This is a genomic window from Bartonella sp. M0192 (genome assembly GCF_016102305.1).
Taxonomy (GTDB): domain Bacteria; phylum Pseudomonadota; class Alphaproteobacteria; order Rhizobiales; family Rhizobiaceae; genus Bartonella; species Bartonella apihabitans.
In genome coordinates this window covers 673,075-697,125 of sequence record NZ_JACFOU010000001.1, presented here as the reverse complement: position 1 = coordinate 697,125, position 24,051 = coordinate 673,075, and the positions used below count along the sequence as shown (strand labels likewise).

Below are 24,051 nucleotides of genomic sequence, written 5' to 3'. Positions count from 1 at the left end.
GAAGCGTTCGACTTTCAAACTTTAATTTTATCAAATAACTTCGAGCGGCTGTTTTCGTGTCGGTGGCAAGAATATTTTATCGAGCGCTCGCAGGACATCGTGATCAAGTGAGAGATCAAGCGCTTTGGCGTTTTCACGCAAATGTTTAATTGACGAGGTTTTCGGGATAGCAATCATCAACGGATTGCGGATAACCCATGCAAGAGCAAGAACCGATGGTGCAACATTGAGCTTTCCGGCAATGTCCAGAAGATCACGGTCTTTCATAATGCGGCCCTGCTCAATCGGTGCATAGGCCATAACCGGAATATTATGATTTTCACACCATGGGATAAGATCGAACTCCGGCCCGCGACGTGACAAATTATAGAGTATCTGGTTGGTCGCAATGTGTCCTTTTGCTGCTATTTCTGCAAGATTTTCCATGAGTGCGGTATCGAAATTGCTAACCCCCCATGCGCCGATTTTGCCTTGTGTAACAAGTTTTTCCAGAGCTTCCACGGTTTCGCTCAAAGGAACGCTGCTTTGCCAATGAAGAAGATAAAGGTCGATTTTTTCGATTTTCAGATTTTTAAGGCTGCGTTCACATGCTTCGATTGTTCCTTTTCGTGAAGCATGGCTTGGCAAAACTTTTGAAACGACAAAGGCATCGTCACGTCGCCCGACAAGTGCTTTGCCAACCACTCTTTCGGAACCACCATTTCCATACATTTCAGCCGTATCAATGAGCTTCAGTCCGAGATCAAGGCCGGCACGCAGAGAATCGGCTTCAATGTCTGCGGGAGAAATCCCCTCCCCCATACCCCATGTACCTTGTCCTAAAGCCGGTACAGTCGAACCATTCGGGAATGTTACTGTTTTCATCATTCTTCCCTTTTTCCAGCAAAAAAATTTTTCAGTAAATTGGAAGCCTGTCTTTCGCCCAAGCCCGAATAAACTTCCGGACGATGATGACATGTTGGCTGGCTATAGAAGCGGACACCATGTTCAACCGCACCACCTTTTTCGTCGCTTGCAGCAAAATAAAGTCTCCTGATACGGGCAAAAGATATGGCAGCCGCGCACATTGTACAGGGCTCTAAAGTCACATAAAGGTCGCAATCGACCAATCGCTCGCTTTGAAGCGCCTCGCATGCCAAACGAATAACCCGCATTTCCGCGTGACCTGTCGGATCAAACTTTTTATGCGTGAGATTGGAAGCCTTGGCGATCACTTGGCCGTCCTTGACAATAACGGCACCAACCGGCACTTCGTCATTGGCATTTGCCGAAATTGCCTCTTCAAGTGCTATTTCCATCGGCGTTTTTGTCATTTTTGCCTTTCAATTATTTTGAAGAACCGGAACAATTGGATTTTATCCGCCGTTTGTGTCATTTATGACAGTTTATCAAAAACAACTGACGAAAGAGATTCCATATCAGAAAAAAATAAGCTAGAGCGGTAAAAAATTAACAATGCGCCCCGGTGCTTCTAAAGGATGATGTGAGATGACATATGATCGCGGCAATAAGAAACCGCAAAATGACCGGGGGGACACAAGAAATAATTTTGACCCACGTGGAAAAAAAGACAAAAAAAACCCGAAGGTCAAAACCGGTGATGAAGGCGATGGCAGTGAACGCATTGCCAAAAGATTGGCACGTGCCGGAATAGCTTCGCGGCGTGATGCCGAAACCATGATTGCCGCAGGTCGTATTGCGGTGAATGGCAAGGTTCTCGATACCCCCGCGTTCAATGTCAAACGCACCGATGCAATTACCGTTGATGGCAAACCTTTGCCCCCCATTGAGCGCACCCGCGTCTGGCTTTACCATAAACGCGCCGGACTGGTGACAACCAACCGCGATCCGGAAGGTCGGCCAACTGTATTCGACAGTCTTCCGGAAGGTATGCCACGCGTACTTTCGGTCGGGCGACTCGATATCAACACCGAAGGTTTGTTGCTCCTCACCAATGACGGGGGACTTGCGCGGGTTCTTGAATTGCCATCAACCGGCTGGGTGCGCAAATATCGTGTCCGTGCACATGGCAAAGTCACGCAAGCCGATCTTGATAAATTGAAAGATGGTATTGCCATAGATGGCATTTTTTACGGTGCTGTAGAAGCAACACTTGAGCGCGAACAAGGAACAAATGTCTGGCTGACAGTGGCTTTAAGAGAAGGTAAAAACCGCGAGGTCAAGAATATTCTGGGCGCTCTGGGCTTGACTGTCACGCGCCTTATCCGCATCTCCTTCGGTCCATTTCAACTTGCCGATCTTGAAGAAGGCGCTGTACGTGAACTGAAAGGGCGCACACTGCGCGACCAATTGGGCGAACGCCTTATCGAAGAAGCCAATGCCGATTTCGATTTGCCAATTTTGAAGCCTTTTTCCAATGCCCCTGTTGTTGGAGAACAAAAGCCGCGTGAAAAGCCGACGGTTTCAGACGACGGCTGGATTTCTTCAACACCGGAAGCACCCCGCTTTAATAGACGCTGGAAAAAAGCCGATTTTGCCGAACGTGGCCGCGACCAGCTTTCAACAAGGCCGGACAGTTTCAATAAACGGGGCGGTAGATTCGCAAGTAAATCTGCCCCGCTTAAAAAAGCTTTCGAGAAAAAGCCTGAAGCAGAACCGCAACGATTGCGGAGCGCCAATGTCTGGATGGCTCCCGGCGCCCGCCCTCAAACCGCGCATAAAAAATTCTGGCGCATGAGAGACGAAGAGGAAATAAACGACAACGGTTTTGAAGAAAGAGCCGCTCGCCGTCATCCTCATCGCGCTTCACAGGGTGAAAGCGACACACATTTCAACCACCGTGAGAAACATTTCGACAAATCGAACCGCAAACCGGATTTCAAACAGAAATTCCGGAAAGACCGCTCGTTTGAAGACGATGATGCGCCACGGGGCGATAGAAAAAATCGGGATTATAAGAAAACCGGAAATTATGCTGGATCAATAAAAGAGCGGTCCGGCTATGGTCACGACCGTGGTTTTGAAGGCGGGAAAAAACAGTTTCAGCATCATTCAGGGGGAGCTGGCGAAAGACCGGCAAGAAAATATAATACAGAGCGGAAATTTTCCGAAAAGCGGGAATTTAATGCCCCTGAACGGAAGTTTGATCACCCTCGAAAAAACTATCGCAGTTCTTCTGAATATCACGAAGGTGGATTCGACTTTCCACGCCGTCATGACGGGAAGAAAAATAGGGATGTACAGAACCAGAAAAGATCATCCGGTTTTTCCGGCAACCGTTCCGAAAAAGCATTTTCTTCAAAAAATGACCGCAGCGGGAAGAAAGCTTTTACCGGCAAGCCCGAGAAAGCAGGCAAATTTCTAGATCGTAAGGGCAGCGCCAAAGGAAGTGGACGTTCCGATGGAGAACGTTCCCGTAGCCAACGTTCCGGACGGTCAAATGGAGGATCAGGTGCGGGTCGTCGGCGGTAAGTTCTCCGGACGCCATCTTGCAACGCCCACAGGACAGGCAATCCGTCCGACAACAGATCGCACGCGTGAAAGCCTGTTCAATATTCTGGGATCGCGACAAGAGAATTTCTGGAATGGCAAACGCGTGCTTGATCTCTTTTCAGGAACCGGAGCGCTCGGCATAGAAGCACTTTCGCGCGGTGCAGAAACATGCACTTTTGTCGAACAGTCGGTTGAGGGGCGCGGATTAATCCATGAAAATATAGAAGCCTTCGGATTACAAGGCGTTACCCGACTATTGCGCCGTGATGCAACCCGTTTAGGGCGGATCGGAACAATGCAACCCTTCGACGTTGTTTTTGCCGACCCGCCATATGGGCATGGTCTGGGAGAAAAAGCTTTTTCTGCCGCTATCGAAGGCCAATGGGTAAGAAACAATGCGCTTTTTGTGCTTGAAGAGACAAAAGAAGCCACAATTCGCTTACCCGACATTTTTAAGCTTGACGACGAGCGCCATTATGGTGGCACAATTATTTATATATATATGTTACAATTGTGATCATACATTCGCGAGAGGATTTGCCTGTGCCTGAATTCATGAGAAAAACAATGTTAAAAGCGGCGCTTGGCGCTATCCTGTCTTCTACCGCGCTTCTTCCCCTTTATGCGCAACAACATAGTCAATCAACTGTTATACAACAAAAAATGACTGTTTCAGCCAGTCCGGATCTTCCGGAAATCACAAAATCGGGCCCGACACAAAGCTTCACCTTGAAAAATGGCCTTCAAGTTGTCGTGATTGAAAATCATCGGGCACCGGTTGTCACGCAAATGATCTGGTATCATGTCGGTTCTGCCGACGAACCGAAGGGGCATACAGGCATTGCCCATTTCCTTGAACATTTAATGTTCAAAGGCACAGCAAATCATAAAGATGGCGAATTTTCGAAATTCATCGCCAAAATCGGCGGCGAAGAAAATGCTTTCACCTATTATGATTACACCGGTTACTATCAAAGCGTTGCTTCCGATTATCTCGAAACAATTATGGAGTTTGAAGCAGACCGGATGGAAAATCTGGTTTTGACAGACGAAGTGATAGCGCCGGAAAGAAACGTGATCATTGAAGAAAGACGTATGCGTACCGATAATAATCCGGATGCAATGCTAGCCGAGGAAACGCGGGCAACATTATTTATGAACAGTCCCTACCATAATCCGGTGATCGGCTGGAAACAGGAAATGGAAAAGCTGACACGCGATGACGCGATCGCTTTCTATAACAAATATTATACCCCGAACAATGCAACCCTCATTATTTCCGGTGATGTTACGGCCGAGAAAGTGCGTGAACTCGCGACAGAGATCTACGGGAAACTACCTGTCCGTTCACAGATTGGTCCGCGTATTCGCCCTCAGGAGCCTGAAAAGCAAACGCTGCGCACAGTGACAATGCACGACCCGCGTGTCACCGAGCCAAGTTTCCAAAAAATGTGGGTGGTTCCTTCCTATCACAATGCAAAAGACAAAAAAGAGGCTCAAGCACTCGATTTGCTTGGAGAGATTCTCGGTGGTGCACCGCGTGGACGGCTCTACCAGTCATTGGTTGTAAAAACCGGTTCGGCCGCGTCAGTGGGCGCAAATTATAGCGGCAATGCAGTCGACGACGGTGTATTTTACCTCTACGGAATGCCTCGGGGAGGTGCAAGTCTTGAAGATGTTCAAGAACAAATTGCTCATGAACTTACCGAAATACGGAAAAATGGTGTTACAAAGTCCGAACTTGATCAGGCACGCAACCGCTTTATCAAGAATATGATTTTTTCACTGGACAGCCCTTCCGGTCTCGCGCAAATTTACGGTAGCTCCCTTTCGGTCGGGATGACGATAGAAGATGTAACTGAATGGCCTGATAGACTGAAAGAAGTGACAACAGATGATATAAAAGCGGTCGCCAATCGCTATCTTGATCCCGACAAAAGCGTTACCAGCTATTTGTTACCTCCGGCTAGCGAAGGAACATCCGCAAATATCAATCAAAGCAAGAAAAACAAATGAGGATTGCTATGAACAAGAAATCGAATATTTTTCATTGTGCTTCAATCCTCGCATTCTCGCTTTTTTTGGGCCTCGGTTTGGGAGTAACAACCGCAAGTGCCTTGAATATAGAAAATGTGACATCAAAAAAAGGAATCCATGGCTGGCTTGTTGAAGACAGAACTGTGCCGGTTGTAGCAATCCAATTTTCTATTGGTGGTGGAACAACACAGGATCCGGAAGGCAAAGAAGGTTTGGCAAATCTGATGACCGGACTTTTTGATGAAGGTGCCGGTGATTTTGACTCCCAGTCCTTTCAGGGGCGGCTTGATGATCTCGGTGCAGAAATGGCATTTTCGGTCAATCGTGACCGGATGCGCGGCAGCATGAAAGTGCTCGCTGATAATCGCAAAGAGGCTTTCAACCTGCTTGCACTTGCTGTTCAGAAGCCCCGCTTTGATGATGACGCTATTGATCGTATTCGTGAACAATTGGTGGCTGAACTCAAAGCATCTGAAAAAGACCCGAAAACCATTGCCCAAAATCGCCTTTTGACCTTGATCTACGGCAAGCATCCTTATGCCCGTCGCGGGGAAGGAACACCCGAAACGCTGATGAGTATAAATCATGATGATCTCGTCAAGGCACATCACAATATGTTTGCCCGCGACAATATCCATATCGGCATTGTAGGCCCTGTTTCACCCGACGATGCCGCGACAATCATTGATCAAATATTTGGCGACTTGCCAGAGAAAGCCGTGCTTCAAAAAGTAGAAGAAGCAAAACTTAATCTGGGTGGTATGGCGAATGTCAATTATGATTTGCCACAAACATCCTTGATGCTTGTTTACCCCGGTATCAAACGTAATGATCCGGATTTTTTTGCTGCCTATTTGATGAATTATGTTCTGGGTGGGCCCGGTCTTACCTCGCGCCTGTTCTCGGAAGTACGTGAAAAACGCGGCCTTGCTTATACTGTCGGTTCGTCTTTGATGCTTTATGACCATTCGGCAAGTTTGGCTATTTCTACCGGCACCCGTTCGAGCGAAGCTCAAAAAACCCTTGCCACCATTCGTAATGAAGTGAAAAGAATGGCCGATGAAGGTGTGAGCGAACAAGAACTCGAAGATGCAAAAAGTTACGTGATCGGTTCTTATGCTGTGCAAAATATGGGGTCATCCTCGGAAATTGCAGCAACACTCGTCGGCTTGCAGGATGAAAAATTACCGATTGATTATATTGATCAAAGACGCGCACTTATCGAGGCTGTAACCCGTGATCAGGTCAAAGCAATCGCAGAAAAGCTACTTCGTCCGGAACCGGCTTTATTGGTTATTGGTCCGTCAAAAGGTTGAACAAGCGGGTCTTGATTCTCTAAAAATCAAGAAAGCGACCGGTTTTGTCTATTTGTTGGCGAGCCGCTCTATCGACTCCTCTATAATGCCGACTCGACTAAAAGGGTCGGCATTTTAATAAAATGCATTCATCCGGTTTTATTTTTTTGCTTCAATCTCAAATGTTCGCGTTAAAACATAAGAATATATAAATTTCACGAAGAGTGCCGGACCATTTTTACTGAAATCAATTGATCTCCGGTTTATAATTTTGAACATAGTCGCCGTTATATTTCTGAAAACTGCTGTTCATTCTGCATAAAGTTTAAAAAATTGTGAGGGTCTTCATCACAGTGCCTGATCTCCGAGATTTTACCTATATTTAATGAAAAGAATTGAGTTTTATAGCTTAAGTTTTTATAAAATCTCATACAAAATGATCGAGAGGAATCTTCTATGGTCCATGATAGCCAAATTGATAAAGCTTCGGCATTGGTCGAAGCAGCACGCAAAGCCGGCGCCGATAGTGCTGATGCAGTCATCATCGGCTCACGTTCGGTAAGCGTATCGGTGCGTCTTGGCAAAGTGGAATCAACCGAAGCATCGGAAAGTGATGATTTCTCGTTACGGGTATTTGTCGGCAAAAGGGTAGCGAGTATTTCGGCAAACCTTTCGGCCGACCCGATAAGCCTTGCCGAACGGGCGGTTGCCATGGCCAAAGTTTCACCTGAAAATCCTTTTGAAGGTTTGGCTGATCGCTCTCTCCTTGTTAAAAATCCGAAAGATCTTGATCTTTACGATCCTTTTATACCCGACAGCAAACGCCTGACAGAAGAGGCCTTGGAGATTGAAAATGCAGCATTGTCGGTAAAAGGTGTTACCAATTCGGGCGGTGCAACCTCTGCTTATGGGAGCGGCGGTCTGGTTCTTGTCACCAGTGACGGTTTTTGCGGCAGTTATCAATCAAGTCGCTTTTCCTATTCATGTAGCGCACTTGCCGGTGAAGGCACGGCGATGGAGCGTGACTATGATTATACAACAGCTCTTCACCACGACGCTCTCGATAAGACAACAACAATCGGGAAAAATGCCGGTGAACGTGCGGTTCGGCGGTTAAATGCGCGAAAGCCAAAAACCGGAACTGTCAATGTTATTTTCGAACCGCGCATGGCACGCGGTATTGCAAGCCACATTGCCTCAATGGTGAATGGCGCCGCCGTTGCACGCAAAACCAGCCTGTTGCAAAACCGCATGGGCGAACAAATTATGAAGCCGACAGTTACGGTCACTGATCAACCGTTGAAAAAACGTGGCAATGCTTCCCGTCCTTTTGATGGCGAGGGTGTCGAGGGAACGCCGCTCAATGTCATTGAAAATGGCGTCCTCAAGCACTGGTTTTTATCTTCATCAGTTGCCCGCGAACTTCATCTTGAAACCAACGGTCACGGTGTACGGTCTGCTTCATCGGTGCAACCGGCAAGTACCAATTTTGCGATTGAACCGGGCGATAAAACGCCGGAACAAATCATGCAGGAAATCAAAACCGGATTTTACGTCACCGAATTGGTTGGCCATGGTGTCGATCTTGTGACAGGTCAATATAGCCGTGGCGCTTCAGGTTTCTGGATTGAAAATGGCGAGCTTGCTTATCCGGTAAGTGAAGTAACGCTAGGCTCCAATCTACTTGATATGTTGGCTCATCTTACACCGGCAAGTGATATTGACCGTCGCTATGGCACGGCAGCACCCACTCTGTTGATTGAAGGAATGACCCTTGCAGGCAAATAGTACAACCAATTCGGAAGATCTGGAGCTTATCGTCAATGCTGCCCATCAAGCGGGAAAGACGGCTTTAAGCTATTTCGGACACGACCCTAAAGTCTGGATCAAACCGGGAAATTCACCGGTGAGCGAAGGCGATTTTGCTGCCGATAAAGTTCTCAAAGAACTCTTGTTGAAGGCCCGCCCCGATTATGGCTGGATATCGGAAGAAACCAGAGATGAACGCCCGCATAGCGACTATAAACGATATTTTGTGGTTGATCCGATTGACGGAACACGTGGTTTTCTTTCCGGTTCGAAACATTGGTGTGTATCTGTCGCCGTCATAGAAGACGGAATTTCGCAAGTTGGCGTTCTTGATTGTCCTGCAACCCGTTCGGTCTATAAAGCTGAAAGAGGTAAAGGAGCAAGCCTTAATGGCAATAAGCTTCCGCTTCTGGAAAGTCATGAGGGAAAACTCGTTGTTTCTGCAACCGGAAAACTTGAAGCCAAGCTTCCGGAAACCTTCAAATCACAGGTCAATTTTGCCCATTACCTGCCTTCACTTGCCTATCGTATTGCACTTGCTGCAGAAGGAAAGATCGACATCGTTCTTGTCAAACCTGACAGCCATGATTGGGATATTGCCGCTGCCGATCTTATTTTGCTGGAATGTGGCGGTGCAATAAAGGATATGGACGACAAAGAGCCGCTTTATGGAAAAGCGCCTTTCGAACACGATTTTTTGATTGCAGGCATGAACAGCGAGCTTAATAACGTGATAGATATTGTCCGTAAAATTCGATTGGGATAATCGTTTAACGACTCGAGAATGGGTAGAGAATAATAGGAGGTCTATATGAGCGCGACAGGTGAACCAAAACAATTGTTGCATCTGGTCTTTGGTGGAGAATTGAAGAATCTCGATAGCAACGAATTTCGTGATCTCGATAATCTTGATATCGTTGGAATCTTCCCCGATTACAAATCTGCCGAAGCTGCCTGGCGAGCAAAAGCCCAGTCAAGTGTCGATAATGCTTTGCAACGTTATTATATTGTGCACCTTCATCGCCTGCTCGATCCTGAACATTCCGGTAGCAAATAGATATTTGCCAATTTTGAAACGAACCAATACAGTTTTAACACTTTTTGAAGCATTTTCGCATTCTTCGCAGAGCATTTGATTGCCATGTCTTGATCTTGGCCGGAGATTATGACAATGACATTTCGTGGTCTCGGACTGGCTTTTCAAATGCCTTCGCGGGCTTATATTATTTTCAAATAAGAGGATTGCGGCCAGCCTCGTGAAAAGTGATTGGTTCGACAGTTGAATGACTGAAAAGAAAAAACAAAAAAAATCGGATATATTGAACCGCTTGTGGCGTAAAATCCGCTATCCACTGATGAACGCCCGTGTAACCAAAGCGATTGTTGTATCGCTTATGGCCAATTATTTGCGTCTGGTTTATTGGACCAATCCACGGCTTAAAGGTTCGGATGACCCGCAAAAGGCTCATGATGCCTATAACCCGTTCATTATTACATTCTGGCATGGGCGTCATATTATGGGGCCGTTTTTGCGCCCGAAAAAAGAACATATCATTGCCATGTTTTCGCGCTCTGCTGATGCCGAGATCAATGCACGGGTCGGTGAAAAACTGGGGCTTGAAACAGTGCGCGGTTCGGGCGGACGATCCAAACACCAGAATACCGATAAAGGCGGTGCGAGGGCGCTTCTCACGTTAAAACGCGCCTTGCAAGAGGGTAAAACGGCGGCAATGATTGCTGATATTGCTCATGGAACAGCGCGCGAAGCCGGTAAGGGTATCATATTGCTTGCCAAAATATCCGGCCGCCCCATTGTCCCTTATATCTATTCCTTTTCTCATGTAAAAATTTTGGAAAAAACATGGGACAAAACCGTAATTCCGCTCCCTTTCGGACATTCCATATTTCTGATGGGAGATGCATTCTATGTTCCTGAAGATGCCGATGATGACCTCATGGAGCAAAAACGCATCGAACTTTCCGATATTATGAACCGTCTGACGGACGAGGCAGAAAAACGTCTTAGGGAAGGGAAATAACGGGGGCAATCATGAAAGAATTCAAGGCGCGAACAGCATTATATCTTTATCGCGTTGCGGGCGGCTTGATCCGACCTTTCGTTCCCTTCTATCTATCTTTAAGGGCGGCACGCGGCAAGGAAGACCCGCATCGAAAACGCGAGCGTATGGGGCGCACCGATAAAAAGCGTCCCGAAGGACCGCTTATCTGGCTTCATGCCGCAAGTGTTGGTGAAACGCTGGCACTCGTTCCCCTCATTGAACGCATCTTGCAGCTTCATATCAACGTGCTTTTGACAACCGGCACAGTTACATCTGCAAGTCTCATTGAAAACCGGTTTGGCAGTCGGGTTATTCATCAATTTGCGCCGCTCGACATCAAACCGGCGATAAGAAGATTTCTTGATCACTGGAAACCCGATCTGGCACTCGTTTGTGAATCCGAAATCTGGCCATTGCGCATTAGCGGACTTGCGCGCCGCCACATTCCGCAAGTTATGGTCAATGCACATATGTCCGGCCGTTCATTCCATTCATGGCAAAAACGGTCGGCTCTCGCTTCGCACATTTTCAGACAGATAGATGCGGCCATCGGACAAAGCGAAAGTGATGCCGAACAATATCATGCGCTCGGTGTCAAAACAGTTGCTGTTTCGGGAAATCTGAAAGCCGACATTGCACCGGCAGCCGACAAACACCTGTTAATGCAATATCGGGAAAGTCTGCATAACCGGCTGGTTTGGGCGGCCATCTCCACCCATGAAGGTGAAGAGAATATTGCTGCCGAAGTTCATCTTGCTTTAAAAACACGATTGCCCAATCTTTTGACAATCATTGTGCCCCGTCATCCTGAACGGGCTGACGAGATTATGGAGGAACTTGCTAAAAAGTCCCTCAATGTCGTCCGGCATAGTGAAAAACAAATGCCCACCGCCGATACAGATATTGTTCTCGTGGACACAATTGGCGAGATGGGCGTGTTTTTGCAACTTGCAAAAGTATCTTTTATCGGCAAATCTTTAACAGAAACCGGCGGGCACAATCCGCTTGAACCCGCACTTTTAGGATCTGCCATACTGACAGGCCCGCATGTGGAAAATTTCAAAGATACGTTCGATGTATTTTTTGCCAATAATGCTGCAAGAGTCGTTGAAGATGCCACGCAATTGGCTGTCCAGCTCAACACACTTTTGACCCATGAACCGTTACGCTATGAAATGATCGAAGCCGCCTATGACACGGCTACCAATATGAGCGGAGCGCTCGAGCGCACGTTAAAAGTGCTCCGCCCGTTTATTGATCCGTTGATCATGCAGGCAAAACTTCATCATCAGGATACCAATCATGGTTGGTGAAGCACCCAATTTCTGGTGGAACGACCAAAAATTGATGCGTTGGCTTTTGCTGCCGGTTTCGTGGATTTACGGTTTTTTTGCCCGCCGTAGAATGGAACGGGAAAATATTCCGGTGATTGATCTTCCGGTTTTGTGTGTCGGCAATTTTACGCTTGGTGGAACGGGAAAAACTCCCGTCGTCATCAGCCTTGCGGAAGCAGCCAAAAAACTAGGTCTTAATCCGGGAATTATTTCGCGTGGTTATGGTGGTGAAATACATAGCCCGCATTTGGTTGACCCCGAATTTGACAAGGCTCGCGAAGTCGGTGACGAACCATTGCTTCTTGCCCGACATGCACCGGTTGCTGTAGCAACCGACAGATTGGAAGCTGCAAAACTTTTACAAAAACAAGGATGCAATCTCATCCTGATGGACGATGGTTTTCAAAGTCGCCGCCTATTCGTCGACTATGCTTTGATGGTGGTGGATGGCATGCATGGCTTGGGGAACAATGCAGTATTTCCGGCGGGGCCGCTCCGTGCACCGCTTGTAACCCAACTTGTCTATACCGATAGTGTACTGATGATCGGCAATGGTGACAAAGGTAACGAGGTTATCCATATGGCAGCCCGTGCAGCAAAACCTTTAAACTTTGCCCATCTTGTGCCCTCTGCCAGCGATGCTGTTTCGGGCAAAAAATTTCTCGCCTTTGCCGGCATAGGAAATCCGAAAAAATTTTTCCGTTCGATTGGCGAATTGGAAGGCAAAGTTGAACAAACGCGGATTTATGCCGATCATCATTTTTATACAGAGTTCGACCTTGATGACATTATCGGCTCGGCAAAGGCAAAACACCTTTCCATTGCTACCACTGCAAAGGATTTCGCCCGTTTAAAAACCGATGGACAGGACAAGAAGCTTGAAAATCTTGTTGTGTTTGATATCGAAGTTTCTTTTGATGATCCGGATTTTTGTAAGCAACGGATAAATGAAACGCTTGAAGCGTTCAAAAACCGTTCTTTTGAGGAGTAAAAATACAAAAAGCGCCCCACATCGGCGCTTTTATTTATTAAACTCAATGCATAAACCGGCAATAACGCTTATTTTTTAAGTGTTGTGCCCAAAAGTTTACGTAGACGGGGATCACATTCAAGTTCACGACGATAGGAAATTTCGCAACTTGCATAAGCTTCCTGACGTGGTGCACTCCAATATCTCAACTCGTCCAGCGGAATTTTCTCGCCTGTAATTGCACATAAAACATAAGTTCCGTGTGTTAAAACTTCATAATCGCCACTCAGGTAATGGAGTTGCGCCTCGCGTTCACCACCAGGAAACATCATTATTCTAAACCTTTCAGATTGCTCATTGGCAATCATTATAAAGCGTCGGGTGAAACTATAAAAGCCTTAAATCCTCCGCTCACGAAACTATTGATCTCGATTCAAACATATCGTGCATTTGGAGAGAGTTAAGTTTTATCTCCCATATCTAATCTCATAGAGGCGATTTTCGTTTCTGTTCAAGATTTTTTCCATCCAAGTTTTCTGCGCCTATCGGGCACAAACGGCCCGAACCGGAAGCCGGACGGTTTTTGTTATCAGGAGAAAACCAGATCAACCAATTTCAACAAATGACTCTACAATAAACGGACGGGAGAAGCTGTTTTTTAGAAATAAACGCGAGCCCCCGATCATCCAAAGCGTTCCCGGTTTAATTCGGACACATAATTCCGGTTGCATAATTTCGGGCGCATAATAAAGCGTGTTCGGGCGTATAAAATTGGCAGACAAAGCCGCAGACCGGCTTTTCAACCTAAAATCATCTGTTCTTAAATCTCGATGACGAACAAACACCCGTAGCCTTTCAAAATCAAAACAATCAACGGCGGCCGAACAATCTTTCAATATCGGTAAGCTTCAACTCGACATAGGTCGGGCGTCCATGATTACAGGTTCCCGACCCCGGGGTCGCTTCCATCTGGCGTAAAAGCGCATTCATCTCTTCCGCACGCAACAAGCGGCCGGAACGCACCGAACCGTGGCAGGCCATGGTTGCCGCAACATAATCGAGCATGGCTTTAAGCCCGTTTGTTGTATCATAATCGGCTGCTTCATCAGCCAAATCGGCAATAAGGCCTTTGACATCCACCTCGCCCAGCATGGCAGGTGTTTCGCGGACCGCGACAGCACCGGGGCCAAAAGGTTCAATTTTCAAGCCGAATTTTTGCAGTGTCTCTGCATGTGTCAAAAGCCGGTTTGCGTCTTCTTCCGGCAATTCCACAATTTCGGGAATAAGCAAGATTTGGGATGGCAAAGGCTTGGAATAAAGTGCCTTTTTCAAAGCTTCATAAACCAGCCTCTCATGTGCTGCATGTTGATCGACGATAACGAGGCTGTCTTCAGTTTGGGCAATGATATAGTTTTTATGGATTTGCGCGCGTGCTGCACCAAGGGGAAAACGCTGTTCCTCGACACTTGGAATTTCCATTGCCGGACGACTATCTGTTGTTGGTTGATCGAGATCGCCCAACACATTTCCATAGTCTTCATTGAAGCCTGATAAAGGCGCATTATAAAGCGGTTGGTTGACCATTTGCGCTGCCGGTGGCACAGGCGCTCTTGAAAAAGAATCATAAGAAAAAGCTCTATTATTATAATAGGTCTGGTGCGGCGGAACAGATGATGAAGGTGGGACACCATCAGGACGAAAGCTTTTAAGCATTGCATCCGCCCCCGTCGTTGCAGGGTGAATGCCGGCATGGCTTAAAGCTTCGCGAATGCCACCAACAATAAGCCCTCGCACAAGCCCCTGATCACGAAAACGCACATCCGCCTTTGCCGGATGGACATTGACATCAACATCGGATGAAGGAAGATTGATGAAAAGCACACAAATCGAATAGCGGTCGCGCGCCATTGCATCGGCATAAGCCCCGCGAATGGCGCCAAATATCAATTTATCGCGCACCGGTCGACCGTTCACATAAGCAAACTGATGAAGACTGTTACCCCGATTGAATGACGGTATGCCTGCGAAGCCTTTAAGCTCCACCCCTTCTCTTACCGCATCAAGAGTAATAACGTTGGGGGCAAAATCTTTTCCCATAATCTGGGTAATACGCTGTAATTGTGCCTCTTCACCTGTACCGGTCGCGGGATAGTCAAGCATCGAGCGATCTGTACCGGAAAGCGAAAAACGGACATTCGGAAATGCAATGGCAATCCGTTTGACAATATCGGTTATCGCATTGGCTTCGGAACGATCTGTTTTCATGAATTTGAGACGTGCCGGTGTGACGTAAAAAAGATCGCGCACTTCGACAATTGTTCCCGCGTTACCGGCTGCGGGACGCGGCCCATCAACATGTCCGGCATTGACAACGATTTCAGCCGCATGTTCCGAAGAAGCTGTGCGTGACACCAGTTTCAACTTTGAAACCGACCCGATTGACGGCAAAGCTTCACCACGAAATCCGAGTGAATGGATGTCGTGAACATCATTGTCAAGTTTGGATGTGCAATGGCGCGAAATTGCCAGTTCAAGTTCGTCCTCGGCAATACCGCACCCGTTATCGGACACGCGGATCAGGCTTTTTCCGCCGCCGGCTGTCACAATTTCAATCCGTGTCGCACCGGCATCAATAGCATTTTCGACGAGTTCCTTGACCACACTTGCCGGACGCTCGATCACTTCGCCCGCTGCAATCTGGTTAATTACGGTTTCACTGAGATGATGTATTGTCATGAAGCCGTTATAACCAATTTATGAACCGGCGTATAGCAAAAGCACATTTGTGCTCCGGCATTATTCCCTTGAATAGATAATCCTGATTGAAACCATATTAAAAAAGCGCAAGCTTTTTAAAAAAGCTCGCGCTCATATTTTGAACAATCCGGATAACGGATTTATCAGAGTGTCGCGTTCAATGCCTGTTCGACATCTTCCAGCAAATCGTCAACATCTTCGAGACCAACCGAAAAGCGCAACAATCCGTCACTGATACCAAGTTCGGCACGTGCTTCGGGACCGATGCTCTGGTGGGTTGTGGTTGCCGGATGAGTCATGATGGAGCGTGTATCTCCAAGATTATTGGAAATAAGCGGAATTGTCAGATGATCGCAGAAGGAAAAAGCGGCCTTTTTGCCACCCTTCAATTCCAAGGCAATCATTGTCGAACCACCTGTCATCTGCTTTTTTATAATATCCCTTTGTGGGTGGTCATCACGTCCCGGATAAACACATTTTGCGACCGCCTTATGCCCGCTGATAAAATCGGCAAGTTTTGCTGCCGAGCGTGTCATTTCTTCAACACGAAGCGGGAGCGTTTCGAGACTTTTCAACATGAGCCATGCGACATAGGGGCTCATTCCGGGCCCCGTATGACGGAAGAAGTCCTGAAAATTTTCTGTCATCCATTCTTCACTCGATAAAACCATTCCACCGAGACAGCGCCCATGCCCGTCAATATGTTTGGTGGTCGAATAGACAACGACATCAGCACCAAGTTCGAGCGGCTTTTGATAAAGTGGTGTTGCGAATACATTATCGACAATCACAGTGGCGCCCACTTTATGGGCAAGTTCCGAAACCGCTTTAATGTCGACTATTTCTAAAGTCGGATTGGCCGGTGTTTCAAAAAATATCCCGCGTGTATTGGGGCGAATTGCTTTTTCCCAATTTTCGATTTTGCGCCCATCAATGATTGAAACCTCGACACCATAACGAGGCAAAACTTTTTCAATGATATAACGGCAGGAACCGAACATGGAACGGGCTGCAACAAAATGGTCGCCGGCTTTCACAAAACATAAAATAGCTGTCGAGACAGCAGCCATTCCCGAAGCAAGCGCGCGTGCACTTTCAGCCCCTTCCAACGCACACATACGTTTTTCAAACATATCGTTGGTCGGATTTGCATAACGTGAATAGACAAAGCCCGGATCCTCTCCGTCGAAACGCTTTTCGGCCGCTTCGGCACTCGGATAGGTAAAGCCTTGGGTTAAATAAATCGCTTCACAGACTTCTCCATAAGGAGAGCGTTGAGTCCCCGCATGAACCATTTCTGTAGCGGTACGGTATTTACGATGCGGATTAAGTGTCATAAGTCACCTGCTTTCATCAAAAAAACCTTTGCCGTCATGGTAAAGATTGAAAAACAAGATGCCAAAAGTCCGCTTGATCTTACGGCCTTTTAGCATTTCAAGAGGATTGAATGGAATCAGCATCGAAGACTTTACGTTGTCATCCGAACGCGTTTATATTCCATAACCCCAAGCGTGGCTGCAAGCCGGCCGGCCCAAATCACCACGGGATAAACCTTCCATATGCCCTTCAACCGCTTGCGTCAATCCGTGAACAGGTTAAAGAGAGAATGGAAAACAGGAAAAGGTAGTCATCATGGCACGCTCAAGCGGCATTCTGGCAGATAGCGATATTCAGGGTTTATTTGAAAACAATATTTTGAAATCGGATCGCCCGTTAGACAAAGATCAGATACAACCGGCCAGTCTCGATTTGCGATTGGGCAAAAAGGCCTATCGTGTCCGCGCTTCTTTTCTCCCAGGTCCTGAAAAACAAGTGATTGATAAGCTTGAACAATTCAAACTGCATGAATTCGACCTTACAAACGGTGCAGTGCTTGAAACGGGTTGTGTCTATATCGTGCCGCTGCTTGAAACACTTTCGCTGTCAAGTGATTTATCGGCCTCAGCCAATCCAAAAAGTTCAACCGGACGGCTCGATATTTTTACCCGCGTCATTACTGACCATGCACAAGAATTTGATAAAGTAACAAGCGGCTATCACGGAAAACTTTACCTTGAAATTTCCCCGCGCACTTTCCCAGTGATTGTGCGCACCGGTTCACGATTGTCACAAATCCGCTTTCGCAAAGGCAACAGCACACTTAACGAAAATGAGCTTATTGCCCTTCATAAAAAGGAAATGCTGGTTTCCGACAACCATCCCACGATCACGGCAAGCGGCGTCGGACTTTCGATTGATTTAACCGGTAATGATAAAGGGCTTGTCGGCTACCGTGGCAAACATCATACCGGTGTTATTGACGTTGATAAACGCAACGTCGCCGAAGTGCTCGATTTTTGGGAACCGATCTATGATCGCGGCTCGCATTCACTTATTCTTGATCCTGACGAATTCTATATTCTGGTTTCGCGTGAGGCAGTTCACGTTCCGCCGCTTTATGCTGCCGAAATGACACCGTTTGATCCTTTAATTGGCGAATTCCGCGTTCATTATGCCGGATTTTTCGACCCCGGCTTTGGCAGCAATGAAGCGGGCGGCAAAGGTGCTCGTGCGGTTCTCGAAGTAAGAAGCCATGAAGTTCCCTTCATTCTCGAGCATGGACAGATCGTCGGTCATCTTGTCTATGAACATATGCTCAAACGGCCCAATTCACTTTACGGTCGCGATCTCGGTTCCAATTATCAAGCCCAAGGACTGAAGCTCTCAAAACATTTCAAATGTGCCGAATAAACTTACCGGAGCAGACAAAATAGAGTCCTGAACCAACCACCATCTGCAACACCATTGCTACCCACTGACGTGGCAATGGTGTTTATACATGCAATGTTTGACCGATAACTAAAATCTGCCGGTGCTTATATTCGTTTAACCGCTTTATCTGACACACTTGATATCAAGCTTGTTGATCTTAAAGTTCTGAATATTATTCACTGGATCAAGGCGAATTGAAGTTTTAAAGCCGTTTTGCGAATCTAAAATAACCGTAACATCCTGATGCCCAGGATGCAGCAGAGGCTGAATATAGGTGCTTTTTTCATTAAATTGCTGATCATCCGCCTTCAGAAAGTACACTTGAAAGACGGAAGCTTTTTCAAGATCTAAATCTGCTTTTACTTGAAAAGTAGTACACCCCTTAATCCTTTCACGATCTAAATTAATAAAGATTTGTGCATCATTACCAGTTGCAACAAAATGACCTAGACTGACTTCTTTTAATTCAAACATTTGATGATTTTCCGAAATGGACTCGCGATTATCATAATGGAAAACGGATTTGTCTAAGGTACCAATGACATTGCTCATGTTGAGGTATTTTGAATTAGGCTGATTTGAAAGTTTAATAAGAAACACATTATCAACTTTTCTTACCGAATCTTTTGCTGGCCAGCTTGGCATTTTTAAGTATTCCTCAAAATACCGTGCTTTATCGCTATCTTCCGCTGATGGAACAATATTGTTGTAACCAATTAACTTCATAAAAGCGACAATTCTCTCAATACTACCGTACGGTATATCAAAAAATGACCCGCCCGACGACATCCAAGGTGCTCTTTCTAAGTTAGTTTTAAATGCGATAGAACCATAAACGTCTACCACCATCGGCGTATGCAGATCACCACCCTTCTCAATAAGTCGATCGTAAATTTTTCCAGCTAACGCAACATCGTATTGATAAGCCAGCTTCTGATTTGTTGTGTAATAAGAGACAAAATAGACGCTTTGTATAAGCGTCAAACAGGTGGCAAGTACGACCACAAATTTTACAAGCGATTTAGAATGATGATAGAGATAAAATGAAAAGAACCAAACCACAAAGGGCATCGCAAGTCCTAGGCGAGTAAGGAATATGGAGCTAAAAAGGTGTTGTATAAATGGGATTGTTATTATAGCAATAGAAATAATTACATTAAAAACTTTTCTTTTTAAGGTTATATTTATAAAATACAACAACACTATTATAGTTACGCCAAAAAAATAAAAGTTAAAAATTTGTTTATTTTTAATAGCAAACTTATAAATATCATGAGAAACAATTGATAGTCGTCCAAGTGGATCGTTAGTAAATAACTTTATATCTAAAAATGACCCTATATAACCAACGTTTACATTATATATAATAAGAAGTATTTTAAACATCAATCCGTAAATTAGGGTTGATACAAATAATGCTAAAATGCAAATTAACAGTGACTTTAATGATTTTCTAGTAAAATTATTAAATTTCACTAAAATCATTGAAAATATTATGACTGCTAAACAATAAAAATACGCTTGGTAACTTGATATCGAAACAAAAAAACATAATACTGTATAAATAAAATATCTTTTGCGATATGTTTCAATGAAGTCAGATAGAAAAAATATACCTAGTCCACACGAAAGAATACCAATGGAAACAGCCGGTATATTGGAATAAAATTCCAATAGAAAATACCAGACTGGAAAAGCACAAAAAATACCAAATGCAAGTACATCAAAAACGCCAATTTGGTAATGACGGAATGCTCGCAAAATAAAGGCATATGACAAGGTTGCACAAATGCCAAAAAAGAATTCATTATAGAATATAATAACTGATTGTTTTATAATATATTTTTCAAGAAAAAAACCTACAATTCGTCCTTGCGCTAACCAAACTTCTGGAGTCGTCCGCCAAAAAGCAATTTCATCATCAGCACTTAATGTATAGGTTGTGAGGCATGGCAGATAAAGCACTATGTAAAGTCCAAACAAAAGAAAATACGGATAATATTTGGACAGATCATCGTTAATTGCTTTAGTATTTGTTTTCATAGGAGTGACTCGCAGCAAAATGCATCAGGAGGAATGATATTGAAGAGGTAAAACACAACGTAAAGAAAATAGATAACCGAGGGATATTAAATATAAATATTAATATCTGATTACAAGCCAAACCGAGAAAAAAACAGATGATATAAATTATTGCGAACTGAATGCTTGTTTTTGAATGGTTCTCTTTCTTTACGCTAAAAACGAAGTATGGATAGACTACACTAACAAGAATAACTCCGACACACCATGAAATACAATAAGATACTGATGAGGAAACAATAAATAAAAATAGTTGATATACAACTATTGTTATAATCGTATTTATCGAACCGGCAATTAAAAAAAGAAATATATTCTTCTTTAACTTTGCTATATCATAAAAAGTGTTCTTCATTTAACAAAACCAAGAAACGTGTCGTAATCGCGAATATAATCTGCTTCGTTATATGGATGAGATGCTAAAACTAACAAGACAGCATCCGATGAGAACTTGTATTGGATACCCCACGTCATAGGGGCGAGATAGAGCCCGATATTCGGCTCGGCCAACTGCAACTCCTTGCGCTGCTTACCATCATCAACAATGACAGATACACTTCCATGCGCAGCAATCAGGAATTGTCCACATTTATGATGAGCGTGTTCACCTCTAACATACTGTCCTGAAACCCCGTAAACCATAAAAACCCGTACAGGTTCAAAGGGTAAACCTTTTTTCATCTCGAGAGGTACGAGCTCGCCTCTCAAATCCGAGTAATGAGGCAAACCTTCAATAAAACAACCGTTAACGCCTAAGTCAATCTGTTGACCAACAGCCAGTTTTCCGGTTTTCACAAGTGCATTAACTTCTTCAAGCGAAATATTGTTTTCGTAGCCGATTATTTTAGCCGGATTACCTACAACGCGTGCAAAAGGTGGAACATCACGCGTGACGACCGTTCCAGCACCGACCATAGCTCCTCTTCCGATGTGAATATTGGGAAGAAGTGTTGCGTTAGCTCCAATCGAAGCACCGTCTGCTATAATTGCGCCTTCGAATTTTTCCGGATATTGCTTGGAACGAGGATAAAGATCGTTACAGAAAGATGCGTTAGGACCTATAAAAACATTATTCCCTATCCGTGTACCGTCCCATAGCTGGACGCCACATTTTATCGTGACATTATCGCCGACTATAACGTCGTTTTCGATGAACACCCCGTCACAGATATTACAATTTTTGCCTATTTTTGCTCCCGCCAGGACATGTGCAAACGCCCATATACGCGTTCCATCGCCTATTGATTGAGATTCGCATAATGCATTCGGATGCTTGAAAACCGACATAATTTCACCCTTTATAGACATGCGTAACGCATTTACTAACGAGAGATAGGGGGCGTCTTTTACTATTTTCGAATGTTCGCCATAAATAGGCGCCCAATACGCCTTGCACCATCAGCGTGACTGAAGTTGAAAAGCATATTAATACTACAATAACAGTATATCCTGGCAAGTGAATAAAATTAAACAATCTTGCAAAAAGAACGACCATTCCTATCAGGAAGCTGATCAAACTACCAATGATCCCAATCCATAAAATCAAAAGAATAGGAAGATCTGAAAATGTAAATATACTATCCATCATATAGCGTACACGGCGAGAAAAATTCCATGCGCTCTTTCCTTTTTCTCTTTTCCGGCGTTCGTATTCAACAAACGCTCTGCGGTAGCCAATCCAAAATAGTTGCGCAACCAATGAACTATTTGCTTCGGAAAAATCAAGAACAGATTGTCTGACTTTATCGTTACAGCCAAATATATCTATTCCCCCTTTTGGTATATCTCTAAATACAAATCTTCTATAAATCGACCAAAAACTATTCGACAAAAATGTTTTTACCGCACCATCAGATCTACTTTTACGGACACCAAAAACAATATCTGCTTTATCCGATGCGAGCTTTTCAAACATCTGTTCTACAAGTGAAATCGGCTCTTGCATATCCGCAGCCATCACTGAAAATATATTTCCTTTTGCTTTTTCGAGTCCCGTACGAATTGCATTAAAGGAACCAAAGTTCCTGCTATGAAAAATGATTTGGGCATTAAAAAGCATATCGGATTGTGCATCAAGAAGCATTTTTCCGCTATTGTCGGGCGAGCCATCGACGACAAAGACGACCTCCAATTCAAAGGAAGTTTTTTGGTTCCACTCATTTAAAACTTTTAACAAATCGGGTATATTGGATTCGTTTTTATAAACGGGTATAATTAAAGAATACATTTATATCCCTATTTGTTTTTGTTGTTCCAATCATTGACGAGTTTTACCACAAGATCGATTGATTGATCTGGCAAAGAAGGATAACAAGGCAAAGACAAGACATTTTCACAAGCTTTCCTTGTAATTTCGACTCCTTGTGGAGCCAATCTTTGCGGGAGTTTTTTCCAACCCGGCTGTTCGAAATCAGGTATTGGGTAATGAACAGCCGTCTGGACGCCATTTTCTTTCAAAAAACCGCCGAGTTCGTCACGTTTTTGACATTGCACAACGCATAAATGTGCAACATTATAAATTGGACTTTCAACAACCGTTACATTGGACGGCAGATATTTTTTATAATGATGGATAATTTCTATCCGACGTGTATTCCAGCCATCGAGCTCAGGTAAAGACAACCTCAAAAATGCTGCCTGTATCTCATCCATACGTGAATTTCGACCATAAGCCCTATCTATTGAATATTTTGCTGTCCAGCCGTATTGGCTCAACGAATGCGCGATCCCGATAAGATCTTTGTTGTTGCTAACAATGGCACCGGCATCACCAATTGCGCCAAGATTTTTTGTCGGGTAAAAACTGAAAGTCGCCATATCACCCAACGTACCAACCTTTTGTTCTCCGAGCCTAGCACCATGGGACTGTGCACAATCTTCCAGAATAAGAACATCTTGGTGACCTGCGTCATCAAGCAATTTACGTAGCTTTTTAACGTCCGCAACGCCGCCGTATAGATGCGTCACAACAACAAATGCAGTTTTAGGGCCTACGCATGACAATGCAGAATCCATATCCATTAACAGGCTTTTGGAATCTATATCCGCGTAAACGGGTTTCAAACCGACAAGTCTGCATGCAATCGAACTATAGCCCCCTGCATTACCTACAGTAACGACTTCGTCGTACCGTGCCCCTCTCACCTCTCCCATAGTCCTCATTGCGATTTCCAATGCATCTGTACCGTTAGCCAATGGTAAACAGAATTCGACTCCTAAATAGTTAGCAAATTCCGTTGCAAAGAGGCTCGTTTCTTTACCATTCAACCACCAACCTGATGAAATAACGCGCCGGGCTGCATCAAAACGCTCCTCAAAAAATTTCCCTGAGAACTCTGATAAATTGTTGAACAAAACGGTATTTTTCATGTTATCAACTACAACCTTTTGCCAATCCAACCCGAAAATCAATTTATACGCTAAAATACGATTAAAGCTCAAAAATCGATTTTTTATTTAGCTATTTCCAATTTTCTAAACATTCTATTTTACAAACGCAACGA

At 44.8% G+C, this 24,051-nt stretch carries 20 protein-coding genes, 1 pseudogene and 1 riboswitch; of the genes and pseudogenes, 11 read left to right on the top strand and 10 right to left on the bottom strand.

Annotation, left to right across the window (positions count from 1 at the left end; all coding sequences use genetic code 11):
• Positions 1 to 30: 30 nt before the first annotated feature.
• Complete coding sequence (locus H3S82_RS03055; RefSeq protein ID WP_198232832.1) at positions 31 to 864, bottom strand: aldo/keto reductase; 834 nt, start codon at positions 862 to 864, stop codon at positions 31 to 33.
• Positions 864 to 1,313: a nucleoside deaminase gene (locus H3S82_RS03050; RefSeq protein WP_198232812.1), complete on the bottom strand. Its 450-nt coding sequence runs from the start codon at positions 1,311 to 1,313 to the stop codon at positions 864 to 866. Before H3S82_RS03050 ends, H3S82_RS03055 begins: the two co-directional genes overlap by 1 nt.
• Before the next feature lie 175 nt (positions 1,314 to 1,488).
• On the opposite strand from H3S82_RS03050, the pseudogene H3S82_RS03045 reads away from it, so the two are divergent.
• The 10 genes and pseudogenes from H3S82_RS03045 to lpxK form a co-directional block, all read left to right on the top strand.
• Positions 1,489 to 2,829: pseudogene (locus tag H3S82_RS03045) on the top strand (pseudouridine synthase); the annotation flags it as partial.
• 583 nt (positions 2,830 to 3,412) lie between these two features.
• Positions 3,413 to 3,970 carry a 16S rRNA (guanine(966)-N(2))-methyltransferase RsmD gene (gene rsmD / locus H3S82_RS03040; RefSeq protein WP_198232831.1) on the top strand — a complete coding sequence of 186 codons (558 nt, stop codon included), beginning with the start codon at positions 3,413 to 3,415 and terminating at the stop codon, positions 3,968 to 3,970.
• A gap of 26 nt (positions 3,971 to 3,996) precedes the next feature.
• Complete coding sequence (locus H3S82_RS03035) at positions 3,997 to 5,469, top strand: M16 family metallopeptidase (RefSeq protein ID WP_369458988.1); 1,473 nt, start codon at positions 3,997 to 3,999, stop codon at positions 5,467 to 5,469.
• 8 nt (positions 5,470 to 5,477) lie between these two features.
• Positions 5,478 to 6,806, top strand: a complete 1,329-nt coding sequence (locus tag H3S82_RS03030; protein WP_246785227.1) for a pitrilysin family protein — start codon at positions 5,478 to 5,480, stop codon at positions 6,804 to 6,806.
• Positions 6,807 to 7,241: 435 nt separating this feature from the next.
• Positions 7,242 to 8,573, top strand: a complete 1,332-nt coding sequence (locus tag H3S82_RS03025) for a TldD/PmbA family protein (RefSeq protein WP_198232809.1) — start codon at positions 7,242 to 7,244, stop codon at positions 8,571 to 8,573.
• Positions 8,560 to 9,360, top strand: a complete 801-nt coding sequence (locus tag H3S82_RS03020) for a 3'(2'),5'-bisphosphate nucleotidase CysQ (RefSeq protein WP_198232808.1) — start codon at positions 8,560 to 8,562, stop codon at positions 9,358 to 9,360. The genes H3S82_RS03025 and H3S82_RS03020 overlap by 14 nt, the downstream gene beginning before the upstream one ends.
• Before the next feature lie 45 nt (positions 9,361 to 9,405).
• A complete protein-coding gene (locus H3S82_RS03015) occupies positions 9,406 to 9,651 on the top strand; it encodes a DUF4170 domain-containing protein (protein WP_077970212.1) in 246 nt (81 codons plus the stop codon).
• A gap of 226 nt (positions 9,652 to 9,877) precedes the next feature.
• Positions 9,878 to 10,633 (top strand): lysophospholipid acyltransferase family protein, encoded by a 756-nt coding sequence (locus tag H3S82_RS03010; protein WP_198225330.1) that lies wholly within the window; start codon positions 9,878 to 9,880, stop codon positions 10,631 to 10,633.
• An 11-nt stretch (positions 10,634 to 10,644) separates the two neighbouring features.
• Positions 10,645 to 11,967, top strand: a complete 1,323-nt coding sequence (gene waaA / locus H3S82_RS03005) for a lipid IV(A) 3-deoxy-D-manno-octulosonic acid transferase (RefSeq protein WP_198225331.1) — start codon at positions 10,645 to 10,647, stop codon at positions 11,965 to 11,967.
• Entirely contained in the window at positions 11,957 to 12,979 is a 1,023-nt protein-coding gene (gene lpxK, locus H3S82_RS03000) for a tetraacyldisaccharide 4'-kinase (protein ID WP_198232807.1), read from the top strand. The genes waaA and lpxK overlap by 11 nt, the downstream gene beginning before the upstream one ends.
• Before the next feature lie 68 nt (positions 12,980 to 13,047).
• Here the strand turns inward: lpxK and H3S82_RS02995 are convergent, their stop codons facing one another.
• The 3 genes from H3S82_RS02995 to H3S82_RS02985 all read right to left on the bottom strand — a co-directional run bounded on the left by H3S82_RS02995 (position 13,048) and on the right by H3S82_RS02985 (position 17,052).
• Positions 13,048 to 13,287 (bottom strand): DUF2093 domain-containing protein, encoded by a 240-nt coding sequence (locus H3S82_RS02995; RefSeq protein ID WP_075869960.1) that lies wholly within the window; start codon positions 13,285 to 13,287, stop codon positions 13,048 to 13,050.
• A 541-nt stretch (positions 13,288 to 13,828) separates the two neighbouring features.
• Entirely contained in the window at positions 13,829 to 15,694 is a 1,866-nt protein-coding gene (gene mutL / locus H3S82_RS02990; RefSeq protein ID WP_198232806.1) for a DNA mismatch repair endonuclease MutL, read from the bottom strand.
• A gap of 164 nt (positions 15,695 to 15,858) precedes the next feature.
• Entirely contained in the window at positions 15,859 to 17,052 is a 1,194-nt protein-coding gene (locus tag H3S82_RS02985) for an O-succinylhomoserine sulfhydrylase (RefSeq protein WP_198232805.1), read from the bottom strand.
• Positions 17,053 to 17,202: 150 nt separating this feature from the next.
• A riboswitch (SAM riboswitch) is annotated at positions 17,203 to 17,268 on the bottom strand.
• Positions 17,269 to 17,347: 79 nt separating this feature from the next.
• Here H3S82_RS02985 and H3S82_RS02980 point away from each other — a divergent pair.
• Positions 17,348 to 18,445, top strand: a complete 1,098-nt coding sequence (locus H3S82_RS02980; RefSeq protein ID WP_210326714.1) for a 2'-deoxycytidine 5'-triphosphate deaminase — start codon at positions 17,348 to 17,350, stop codon at positions 18,443 to 18,445.
• A 144-nt stretch (positions 18,446 to 18,589) separates the two neighbouring features.
• Here the strand turns inward: H3S82_RS02980 and H3S82_RS02975 are convergent, their stop codons facing one another.
• From H3S82_RS02975 to H3S82_RS02955, 5 genes are all read right to left on the bottom strand, one after another.
• Complete coding sequence (locus H3S82_RS02975) at positions 18,590 to 20,431, bottom strand: glucosyltransferase domain-containing protein (RefSeq protein WP_198232804.1); 1,842 nt, start codon at positions 20,429 to 20,431, stop codon at positions 18,590 to 18,592.
• Between the two features lie 61 nt (positions 20,432 to 20,492).
• Positions 20,493 to 20,903, bottom strand: a complete 411-nt coding sequence (locus tag H3S82_RS11360; RefSeq protein ID WP_198221258.1) for a GtrA family protein — start codon at positions 20,901 to 20,903, stop codon at positions 20,493 to 20,495.
• Complete coding sequence (locus tag H3S82_RS11270; RefSeq protein ID WP_198232803.1) at positions 20,900 to 21,856, bottom strand: WxcM-like domain-containing protein; 957 nt, start codon at positions 21,854 to 21,856, stop codon at positions 20,900 to 20,902. Before H3S82_RS11270 ends, H3S82_RS11360 begins: the two co-directional genes overlap by 4 nt.
• Positions 21,840 to 22,775, bottom strand: coding sequence for a glycosyltransferase (locus H3S82_RS02960; RefSeq protein WP_198232802.1), 936 nt, complete (start codon positions 22,773 to 22,775; stop codon positions 21,840 to 21,842). Before H3S82_RS02960 ends, H3S82_RS11270 begins: the two co-directional genes overlap by 17 nt.
• Before the next feature lie 8 nt (positions 22,776 to 22,783).
• On the bottom strand, positions 22,784 to 23,989 hold the full coding sequence (locus H3S82_RS02955) for a DegT/DnrJ/EryC1/StrS aminotransferase family protein (RefSeq protein ID WP_198237108.1): 1,206 nt from the start codon (positions 23,987 to 23,989) through the stop codon (positions 22,784 to 22,786).
• Between the last annotated feature and the right edge of the window lie 62 nt (positions 23,990 to 24,051).

What these genes read in the sequence shown, in the direction of transcription:
- H3S82_RS03055 (WP_198232832.1), bottom strand. Translation starts at nt 864, where the DNA reads ATGAAAACAGTAACATTCCCGAATGGTTCGACTGTACCGGCTTTAGGA.
- H3S82_RS03050 (WP_198232812.1), bottom strand. Translation starts at nt 1,313, where the DNA reads ATGACAAAAACGCCGATGGAAATAGCACTTGAAGAGGCAATTTCGGCA.
- H3S82_RS03030 (WP_246785227.1), top strand. Translation starts at nt 5,478, where the DNA reads ATGAACAAGAAATCGAATATTTTTCATTGTGCTTCAATCCTCGCATTC.
- H3S82_RS03025 (WP_198232809.1), top strand. Translation starts at nt 7,242, where the DNA reads ATGGTCCATGATAGCCAAATTGATAAAGCTTCGGCATTGGTCGAAGCA.
- H3S82_RS03015 (WP_077970212.1), top strand. Translation starts at nt 9,406, where the DNA reads ATGAGCGCGACAGGTGAACCAAAACAATTGTTGCATCTGGTCTTTGGT.
- H3S82_RS03010 (WP_198225330.1), top strand. Translation starts at nt 9,878, where the DNA reads ATGACTGAAAAGAAAAAACAAAAAAAATCGGATATATTGAACCGCTTG.
- waaA (WP_198225331.1), top strand. Translation starts at nt 10,645, where the DNA reads ATGAAAGAATTCAAGGCGCGAACAGCATTATATCTTTATCGCGTTGCG.
- lpxK (WP_198232807.1), top strand. Translation starts at nt 11,957, where the DNA reads ATGGTTGGTGAAGCACCCAATTTCTGGTGGAACGACCAAAAATTGATG.
- H3S82_RS02995 (WP_075869960.1), bottom strand. Translation starts at nt 13,287, where the DNA reads ATGTTTCCTGGTGGTGAACGCGAGGCGCAACTCCATTACCTGAGTGGC.
- mutL (WP_198232806.1), bottom strand. Translation starts at nt 15,694, where the DNA reads ATGACAATACATCATCTCAGTGAAACCGTAATTAACCAGATTGCAGCG.
- H3S82_RS02985 (WP_198232805.1), bottom strand. Translation starts at nt 17,052, where the DNA reads ATGACACTTAATCCGCATCGTAAATACCGTACCGCTACAGAAATGGTT.
- H3S82_RS02980 (WP_210326714.1), top strand. Translation starts at nt 17,348, where the DNA reads ATGGCACGCTCAAGCGGCATTCTGGCAGATAGCGATATTCAGGGTTTA.
- H3S82_RS11360 (WP_198221258.1), bottom strand. Translation starts at nt 20,903, where the DNA reads ATGAAGAACACTTTTTATGATATAGCAAAGTTAAAGAAGAATATATTT.
- H3S82_RS11270 (WP_198232803.1), bottom strand. Translation starts at nt 21,856, where the DNA reads ATGTCTATAAAGGGTGAAATTATGTCGGTTTTCAAGCATCCGAATGCA.
- H3S82_RS02960 (WP_198232802.1), bottom strand. Translation starts at nt 22,775, where the DNA reads ATGTATTCTTTAATTATACCCGTTTATAAAAACGAATCCAATATACCC.